The organism is Methylobacter sp. BBA5.1 (assembly GCF_000746145.1).
In the GTDB taxonomy this organism is placed as follows: Bacteria; Pseudomonadota; Gammaproteobacteria; order Methylococcales; family Methylomonadaceae; genus Methylobacter; species Methylobacter marinus.
On the sequence record NZ_JQKS01000033.1, the window covers coordinates 49853 to 57690 of the forward strand.

At 56.2% G+C, this 7838-nt stretch carries 6 protein-coding genes; 4 read left to right on the forward strand and 2 right to left on the reverse strand.

What is annotated here, in order from left to right; all coding sequences use genetic code 11:
• The first annotated feature begins 269 nt into the window (after positions 1-269).
• The 4 genes from EK22_RS17685 to EK22_RS17700 all read left to right on the forward strand — a co-directional run bounded on the left by EK22_RS17685 (position 270) and on the right by EK22_RS17700 (position 5592).
• On the forward strand, positions 270-1127 hold the full coding sequence (locus EK22_RS17685) for an NADP-dependent methylenetetrahydromethanopterin/methylenetetrahydrofolate dehydrogenase (RefSeq protein ID WP_036253090.1): 858 nt from the start codon (positions 270-272) through the stop codon (positions 1125-1127).
• Positions 1128-1144: 17 nt separating this feature from the next.
• Complete coding sequence (locus EK22_RS17690; protein WP_020159608.1) at positions 1145-2521, forward strand: glycerate kinase type-2 family protein; 1377 nt, start codon at positions 1145-1147, stop codon at positions 2519-2521.
• 37 nt (positions 2522-2558) lie between these two features.
• Entirely contained in the window at positions 2559-3815 is a 1257-nt protein-coding gene (glyA, locus tag EK22_RS17695) for a serine hydroxymethyltransferase (RefSeq protein ID WP_020159607.1), read from the forward strand.
• A 103-nt stretch (positions 3816-3918) separates the two neighbouring features.
• Positions 3919-5592: a formate--tetrahydrofolate ligase gene (locus tag EK22_RS17700; RefSeq protein ID WP_036253092.1), complete on the forward strand. Its 1674-nt coding sequence runs from the start codon at positions 3919-3921 to the stop codon at positions 5590-5592.
• A gap of 323 nt (positions 5593-5915) precedes the next feature.
• On the opposite strand, the gene EK22_RS17705 is transcribed toward EK22_RS17700, so the two are convergent.
• Entirely contained in the window at positions 5916-7136 is a 1221-nt protein-coding gene (locus tag EK22_RS17705) for a pyridoxal-phosphate-dependent aminotransferase family protein (protein ID WP_036253094.1), read from the reverse strand.
• Positions 7137-7331: 195 nt separating this feature from the next.
• A partial coding sequence (locus tag EK22_RS17710) for a sodium ion-translocating decarboxylase subunit beta (RefSeq protein WP_036253097.1) occupies positions 7332-7838 on the reverse strand: 507 nt, incomplete at its 5' end.

Consider the following 7838-nt stretch of genomic DNA (forward strand, 5'->3'; position numbering starts at 1 on the left):
ATATTCCCGACACCACACATCTGTGTAATACCCATATCATCCATACTACATGACTACAGCATAATATTGATTAAATGATAACGAAAAGCCCACGCTCCACGCAACCTTATAAGCCCTTGCCCGGCAAATCATCCCCAACGACGAGCACAGCCTCCCTACACCGCATAAAGTAATGCTTAAATGGAGCACTTAAGACTTTATCGAGTATAATGCCGCGGTTTACGAATCGTATTAACGGGTAATTTTCCAAACCACTCTTAGGTAAGTTAATGAAAAAACTGCTATTCCAATTCGATACAGACGCTCACCCCTCCGTTTTCGATACTGTTGTAGGCTATGATGGCGGCGCGGATCATGTGATCGGGTACGGAGGACTGACACCTGACAACATCACTTCCCTGGTGGAAGGCACTATTTTCACACGCGCACCTAAGGAAAAGAAAAACACCGCCATTTTCATCGGCGGCAGCGACATGGTCGCCGGCCAGGAATTATTTGCCGCCGTACAAAAACATTTCTTCCCCGGCTTTCAGGTCTCCATCATGCTGGACAGCAACGGCAGCAACACGACCGCCGCGGCAGGCGTGGCCAAACTGGCAACCAGCGGCACCATCGCCGGCAAAAAAGCCGTGGTATTGGCCGGCACAGGCCCGGTGGGCCAGCGCGCGGCTGTCATGCTGGCGCAGGAAGGCGCCGAAGTCTCGCTGACTTCCCGCTCGCTGGAGCGGGCCGTCCAGGCCTGCAATGCCATGAAAGCGCGCTTCGGCGTTGACTTGACGCCCGTTGAAGCAGCCGATAACGAGGCCAGGGCCAAAGCCATCGAATACGCGAACATTGTTTTTGCGACCGGTGCCGCTGGCGTCGAACTGCTCACAGTGGACCAGTGGCAGGACAACCCCCATATCGAAATGATGGCCGATGCCAATGCGACGCCACCGATCGGCATCGGCGGCACCGACATGATGGATAAAGGCATCGAACGCCACGGCAAGGTCATCTGGGGAGCTATCGGTTTCGGCACGTTGAAACTGGCTTTACACCGCGCCTGCATTACTAAACTGTTCGAAGATAACAGACAGGTTTTTGATGCCGAAAACATCTTTGCTCTCGCGATGGAAATGGCCTGATCGCCTTATCGAAAAATATGAGCAATTTTGTCAATCCCGCTTCAATCGATGCCATGAGAAAAGATGCGCTCAGCATTTTTCAAGCCGGCATTGAGGCTGCCGACCCTTACCTGGCCGTCAAGCGCTGTCTTACTGTTGCCGATCATCATATCGAAATCCGGTTAAATTTAAATGACAGCAATCAGAAACGCCTGGGCAGATGGACAAAAGTCCATTTGATCGCCTTCGGCAAGGCCGCCTGCGCCATGGCCCGGGCCGCGCAGGAAATTATTCCGGCGCCGCTGCTGGCGGGCCGAGGCATTGCCGTGACCAACCACGAAAACGAAGCGACCGTCGATCATTTTAAAGTAATCGGCGCATCGCATCCGCTGCCCGATGCGGCCGGTCTCGAAGGCGCGCGCCTGATTGCCGATCAGGCAGGCAACGCGCAAAAGGATGAACTGGTACTGGTACTGGTCAGCGGCGGCGGTTCGGCGCTGATCCCCTACCCGGCCTCCTCGATTACACTGGAGGATAAAATTGCCACGACGGACCTGTTACTGGCCTGCGGTGCCAACATCAACCAGATCAACTGCGTGCGCAAGCATTTATCCCTGATCAAGGGCGGCGGCCTGGCTAAAATGGCGGCGCCGGCCGATCTGCACGCGCTGGTTTTATCCGACGTTCTGGGAGATGATCTGAGCGCCATCGCCAGCGGGCCTACCGTGCCCGACGCGACGACATTCGCCGATGCCATCGATGTCTTCAAATCCAAAGGCGTCTGGGACAAGGTACCCGCCAACGTTCAACGGTATCTGGAACAGGGCCGGCGGGGCCTTGTGCCCGAGACGCCGAAACCGGGCGACAAAATATTTAACAATACCGGCCACACGCTGATCGGCAGCAATGCCATCAGCGTCGGCGCCATTATGAAAGCATCCGAAGCCCTCGGTTATCAACCAACACTGTACAGCGATCATCTCTGCGGCGAGGCCAGGGACGAAGCTGAAAAATGGGTCATCCATGCCAAACGGCTCATCGCTAACGGCATCGACAAACCGGTTGCCCTATTAGCGGGCGGTGAAACCACGGTCACCTTGAAAGGCAACGGACGCGGCGGCCGTAATCAGGAGATGGCGCTGGCCTTCGCCTGTGCCGCCGAACAACACGGCTTAACCGGCAACTGGGTCTTCCTGAGCGGCGGAACCGACGGCCGTGACGGTCCGACCGACGCAGCCGGCGGCCTGGTCGACCCGGGCTCGATCCGGCGCATGAAGGACAGCAGTATCGACCCTGCCGCGCTGCTGGATAATAATGATGCCTATAACGCCTTAAATACCGCCGGCGACTTACTTGATACGGGCGCAACCGGGACCAATGTAGCCGACTTGCAGGTACTGCTGATCCATCCATAATTTTGCATACAATAGAACTCTATATCGGGAGACATAAATGTTTAAAAAATCCATGACAATCGCCGGCTTTGATGATGAATTATTCCAGGCGATGGAAGAAGAGCGTCGCCGTCAGGAAGATCACATCGAACTGATTGCCTCCGAAAACTACACCAGTCCGCGTGTGATGGAAGCGCAAGGTTCCCAGTTGACCAACAAGTATGCCGAAGGCTATCCCGGCAAGCGTTATTACGGCGGCTGTGAATTTGTCGACAAGGCCGAGCAACTGGCGATTGACCGTGCCAAGGAACTGTTCGGCGCCGATTACGCCAACGTCCAGCCCCACTCCGGCTCGCAAGCCAACATGGCCGTGTTCATGGCCCTGGTTCAGCCCGGCGATACGATTCTCGGCCTGGCGCTGTCCGACGGCGGCCATTTGACGCACGGCGCCAAACCGAACTTTTCCGGCAAAATCTACAATGCCGTACAGTACCATCTGGATCCGGCCACCGGCCTGATCGATTACGACGAAGTCAGACGTCTGGCGCAGGAACACCGCCCTAAAATGATCGTGGCCGGTTTTTCCGCCTATTCGCGCGTCATGGACTGGGCGCGCTTTCGGGCAATCGCCGATGAAGTCGGGGCTTATCTGTTTGTCGATATCGCGCATGTAGCCGGCCTTATTGCCGCCGACCTGTACCCCAACCCGATGCCTTATGCCGATGTCGTCACCAGCACCACGCATAAAAGCCTGCGTGGCCCCCGCGGCGGCCTCATCCTGTGCAAAAGCAACCCGGACCTGGAAAAAAAGCTCAATTCCAATATCTTCCCCGGTATTCAGGGCGGTCCTTTAATGCATGTCATCGCGGCAAAAGCCGTGGCTTTCAAGGAAGCCATGCAGCCTGAATTCCGCGCTTATCAGCAACAAGTGATCAAAAACGCCAAAGCCATGGCCGAAGTGTTCATGAATCGCGGCTTCGATGTCGTGTCGGGCGGTACCGACAACCACCTGATGCTGGTTTCGCTGATTCCCAAAGGCATTACCGGCAAAGCCGCCGACGCCGCCTTGGGCAGAGCGCATATTACCGTCAATAAAAATGCCGTGCCTAACGATCCTGAATCGCCGTTTGTCACCAGCGGCATTCGCGTCGGCACACCGGCGCCGACATCGCGAGGCTTCAAGGAGCCGCAAATGATCGAAATCGCCAATTTGATGTGCGACGTCATGGAAAACATGGACGACGAAAACGTCATCGCCGCGGTACGCGAAAAAGTCAGCATTCTGTGCTCTCGTTTTCCTGTTTACAGTGAATAAACCATAAACAGTTCAGGTTTTTACCCGGCCTGCTTCATTGCCAATGAAGCAGGCTTTTTGCGTTTATCGAATTTAAAAAAATTACATCAGATCGGGAGGTAGTATGTCTGATATTGAAATCGCCCAGAAAGCAAACATGAAGCCCATCATCGGGTTGGTTAAAGAACAATACGGTATCGATGCCGAGCATCTGGATCCTATCGGTCATTACAAAGCGAAAATGTCGCTGGAATACGTCAACAGTCTGAGCGATAAAAAAGATGGCAAGCTGATTCTGGTGACCGCGATCAGCCCGACACCGGCCGGCGAAGGCAAAACCACCACCACGGTGGGCCTCGGCGATGCCCTGAACCGTATCGGCAAAAAAGCCATGATGTGCCTGCGCGAACCTTCTTTGGGTCCCTGCTTCGGCGTCAAAGGGGGGGCTGCCGGCGGCGGATATTCCCAAGTCGTGCCGATGGAAGACATCAACCTGCATTTTACCGGCGATTTCCATGCCATCGGCGTGGCGCACAATCTGCTGTCTGCCCTGATAGACAACCACATCAACCACGGCAACGAACTGGACATAGATCCCCGGCGCATCCAGTGGAAACGCGTCGTCGACATGAATGACCGCGCCCTGCGCAATATCGTCGTCGGCATGGGCGGCCCGGCCAACGGTTATCTGCGCGAAGACGGCTATGACATCGTCGTCGCTTCCGAAATCATGGCGATTTTATGCCTGGCGACCAGCCGCGCCGACCTGAAAGAGCGCCTCGGCCGCATCGTGATCGGCTATAAATCCGACAAAGTGACGCCGGTCTATGCCCGCGACCTGAAAGCGCACGGCGCGATGGCGGCCCTGCTGAAGGATGCGATCAAGCCGAACCTCGTGCAGACGCTGGAAAACAATATCGCGATCATTCACGGCGGCCCGTTCGCCAATATCGCGCACGGCTGCAACACGGTCACGGCCACCAAAACCGCCCTGAAACTGGCCGACTATGTAGTCACCGAAGCCGGCTTCGGCGCCGACCTGGGCGCTGAAAAATTCATCGACATCAAATGCCGCATGTCCGGCCTGAGGCCGTCGGCCGTCGTATTGGTCGCGACCGTCAGGGCGCTGAAATTCCATGGCGGCGTCGCCAGGGAAGAGCTGAATGTCGAAAACCTGGCGGCCCTGGAAAAAGGCTTTGAAAATCTGGAACGCCACCTGAGCAATATCAACAACCATTACGGCCTGCCCTGCGTGGTCTGCATCAATCATTTCACCTTCGATACCGATGCCGAAATCGCGTTGCTGAAAGCCAAATGCGAAGCCCTGGGCGCCAAATGCGTGGTTTCCAGACACTGGGCCGAAGGCGGCGCCGGCGCCGAGGAACTGGCCCGGGAAGTCATCAACATCGTGGACAGCCGCGAACCCGGATTCAGCTATGTTTATGACGAAAACCTGAGCCTGTGGGAAAAAATCGAAACCATCGCCACCAAGCTGTACGGCGCGGCCGGCATTACGGCCAATGCCAAAGTCAAGGCGCAATTGGCGGCCTGGGAAGCCGACTACGGCAAATTCCCGATCTGCATGGCGAAGACGCAGATGTCGTTCTCGACCAATCCGAATGCCAAAGGCGCGCCTGTCGGCCATACGGTGGAAATCCGCGACGTCAGACTGGCCAACGGCGCCGGTTTCATCGTCGCCATCGCCGGCGACATGATGACCATGCCTGGCCTGCCTAAAGTGCCGGCCGCGGAACGCATCGACATTGACGATGACGGCAGAATCACCGGCTTGTTTTAACCTTAGCCGGTCCGATTAGCCTGAAAAAAAGCCTCTGACGGTTAACCGTCAGAGGCTTTTTTATTTGTACCAGAGCCTGTAGGGCGGGTTAGACGCGCTAATCACCGAATCTTCCGCCAGCAGCCACCCTCCGCGCGTCGTAACCCGCCTTTCGGTAACCGCGCCTATTCCATGCCTGAACGTCCACCGGAGCCGCCCATTCTCGAAGACAGCTTCCTAAACGAACGTGAATCCTCAAAAAAGGCGGGTTACGGCGCGCGGGAAATTCAGTGGCAAATTCAACATGGAGGGCTTGCGCGTCTAACCCGCCCTACGCTATAGAATTAACCGGCATAATAGGCGTTGAGTCCTTGCATAACCGCCTCTTTATCGATATCCGCACCCATGTTGATCATGGCATCGGCAAAGCGGCCGACGATGTCGCCAATCGCCTCAACGGTCAATTGATTCAGGATGCCGATGCGTATTTGCACAGGCTCCGACAAGGTAGTCCAGATGGCAAAGCCTTCGGCACGACACTTAGCAACCAGCTCTTTTTCCTTACCCGCCAGGCTACCGGGCAAGTTCAAGACGACCAGGCTGGTCATATTAGACGTGACTTCGCAGCCCATGGCCTGAACGGCTTGTTTCAGCGCGGCCTCATGGTAGGCATAATCGAGTGCCTTTTGCTTCACCGTGTGTGTCAGCAGGATGCGCAAGGCTTCATGGAAAGCCGCCACGGCATAAGACGAATGCGTGCGATGATAGGCCGCCGCTGCATCCTGACCATCAATGATGCCCCAGTGGCGCGCTTCCAGAATAGGATGGTGCACATAGGTATAGCAGCCGCGTCTGGCTAAAAGATTGATCGCTTCATCGCGGAAACTGACCGGCGCATAAGTCAACGGCAGGCTCAACACGCCTTTCTGCGGACAAGATGCCCAGGCGACGATAGCCGGATAGTCATCGATGCTGAAATCGGCGACACCCAGGCTGGATACCGCATCCACAATGCCCATGACGCCGTGTCTGGCGCAGGCATCGTTAAAACCTTTCAGGTCATTGACGCGGCCGCTGCCGGTTTCCCAGTGCGCCATAAAGGCCCACATCGGTTTGTGTTTGGCCAATTCCGCCTCGACCGTTTCGCCGCTCACGGATTGCCCATGCGGCACATTGACAATCGTCACATTGGCCGGTTTCGGATTCAGGGGATCAGCCGCCAAATCCTGGACGCTGGAGGCCTTCATGCGAATCGCCTGCCCGTCGATGCCGCTGAAAGTACCGTTAATGAATGCAACGACTTTATCACCGGGAAGAATCAGGCTGAATACACAATCCAGACCGCTGAAACCGGTACCGGCAACACCGTAGGTATAGGTATTTTTTGTGCCCCATGCTTCGCGCAGCATTTGCTTGGCTTCAATCATGCCTCTCACCACATCGGCCTGCATGTGATCGGCAACGCCGGTTTTGCACAGGCGATCGAGTACTCTGGGATCTGTATTACCAGGACCTGGGCCCGCGGCTAAAGTATTGGGGATTTCCAAAGCTGGAAAAATAGTCATTAAAAAAACTCCTATATAATTACTGAATAACGAGAGAATAGAGACAGAACCAATCCAACGTGCCTATCACTCAAGCACCAGCCTTACAATTCAAAAAGCCGGCTATCATACCAAAAACAGATCGTGCGGTCTTGCAAAAACCCGCCAATTACCTGTTTATGAACCAAAAACGGCTTATCCACAAGCGCTTCCGCCTTACTGCACCAGACTCAACAAAATGCCGGCCGCGACCGCCGAGCCGATGACGCCGGCCACGTTCGGGCCCATGGCATGCATGAGCAGGAAGTTGTGCGGATTGCTCTCCAGGCCCAGCTTGTTGGCGACGCGCGCCGCCATCGGCACGGCCGAAACGCCGGCCGCGCCGATCAGCGGGTTGACCAGGGTCTTGCTGAACTTGTTCATCAGCTTGGCCATCAGCACCCCGGCGGCCGTGCCGATCGCGAACGCCGCCGCGCCCAGGGCCAGGATCCCCAAGGTCTCCATCTGCAGAAACGCCTCGGCGCTGAGCTTGGAGCCGACCGACAGCCCCAGGAAAATGGTCACGATGTTGATCAGTTCGTTCTGGGCGGTCTGGCTCAGGCGGTCGACGACGCCGCAGGCGTTCATCAGGTTGCCGAGCGCGAACATGCCGACCAGCGGCGCCGCCGACGGCAGCAGCAGCGCGGTCAGGCCGATCAGCAGCAGCGGGAAGACGATCTTTTC

Excerpts from the sequence above, each read along its gene's own strand:
- EK22_RS17705 (WP_036253094.1), bottom strand. The coding sequence starts at position 7,136 with ATGACTATTTTTCCAGCTTTGGAAATCCCCAATACTTTAGCCGCGGGC.
- EK22_RS17690 (WP_020159608.1), top strand. The coding sequence starts at position 1,145 with ATGAGCAATTTTGTCAATCCCGCTTCAATCGATGCCATGAGAAAAGAT.
- EK22_RS17685 (WP_036253090.1), top strand. The coding sequence starts at position 270 with ATGAAAAAACTGCTATTCCAATTCGATACAGACGCTCACCCCTCCGTT.
- glyA (WP_020159607.1), top strand. The coding sequence starts at position 2,559 with ATGTTTAAAAAATCCATGACAATCGCCGGCTTTGATGATGAATTATTC.
- EK22_RS17700 (WP_036253092.1), top strand. The coding sequence starts at position 3,919 with ATGTCTGATATTGAAATCGCCCAGAAAGCAAACATGAAGCCCATCATC.